1 protein-coding gene is annotated in these 1,110 nt (G+C 49.6%); it reads right to left on the bottom strand.

Annotation, left to right across the window (positions count from 1 at the left end; translation table 11 throughout):
- Positions 1 to 1,110: acyl-CoA dehydrogenase domain-containing protein (locus tag R7M72_RS25530; protein ID WP_318056515.1), on the bottom strand; the 1,110-nt coding region annotated here is incomplete at both ends.

Raw genomic sequence — 1,110 nt, forward strand, 5'->3', positions numbered from 1 at the left:
CGCCTTGATCTAGACCTTCTTGGGCAATCATGTGCAAGCGGAGGAATGGACGACGTTTACCTTGCGCTTTACAAACTTTGTCGAACACAGGCTCAGCTTGAAGAATCACAGACAGTGCCAGCTCAATCTTACCTGCTGGGTTGTGCTCTGTTGGCTCTAGGTACTGGCCACGGCCAATGCGCGAGCGTGTTGCACTTGGGGTTTGTAGAATACGTGCCACTTTGCTGTCTAGCTTGTCACTTGGTGCTTTGCGTACACGACCGAATGGCATAATCAGAACGCGAAGTGTGCGGCCAATCACTTTGTTCGGGAAGTTTGCTAGGAACTCATCAACGGCGATTTCTGCTTGTTTTAAGCTATCTTGTAGACCCCAGTGAACCAAAGCCAAATCTTCAGCTGGACGACCATCTTGTTCAAAACGTTTTAGCGTCGCGGAGCTTAGGTATAGCTGACTGAGAATGTCACCTAAACGCGCAGATAAGCGCTCTTTACGTTTCAACGAACCACCAAGTACCGCCATTGAGATATCAGACAGAAGCGCTAGGTTGGCACTGTAACGGTTTAGCTGTTGGTAGTAGCGTTTCGTTGCATCTTTAGTCGGTGCCGATGAACCTAGGCCATCGCTTAAACCAAACCAAATACTGCGAACGAGGTTACTCATGGTAAAGCTCACGTGGCCAGCTAACGCTTTGTCGAATTTCTCAACCGCGTCGCTCGCTTCTGAGTAAGCTGCGTTCATTTCTTCAAGTACATATGGGTGACAACGAATCGCACCTTGACCGAAGATGATCATCGAACGAGTCAGAATGTTTGCACCTTCTACCGTTACGGCGATTGGAGAGCCTTGGTAGCCACGAGCGAGGAAGTTCGAAGGGCCTAAACAAATGCCTTTACCGCCGACAATGTCCATCGCGTCGATGATGCTTTGTTGACCGCGGTGGGTACAGTGGTACTTCACGATTGCAGAAATAACTGATGGCTTTTCACCTAGGTCGATACCTGCAACAGTTAGGTTGCTGGCCGCATCCATGACGTATGCATTACCGCCAAGACGCGCCAATGGCTCTTCAACGCCTTCCATGTGACCGATTGGTTGTTTGAACTGACGAC

The sequence above is a fragment of the Vibrio sp. YT-18 genome, assembly GCF_033337345.1.
GTDB classification, from domain to species: Bacteria; Pseudomonadota; Gammaproteobacteria; order Enterobacterales; family Vibrionaceae; genus Vibrio; species Vibrio alginolyticus.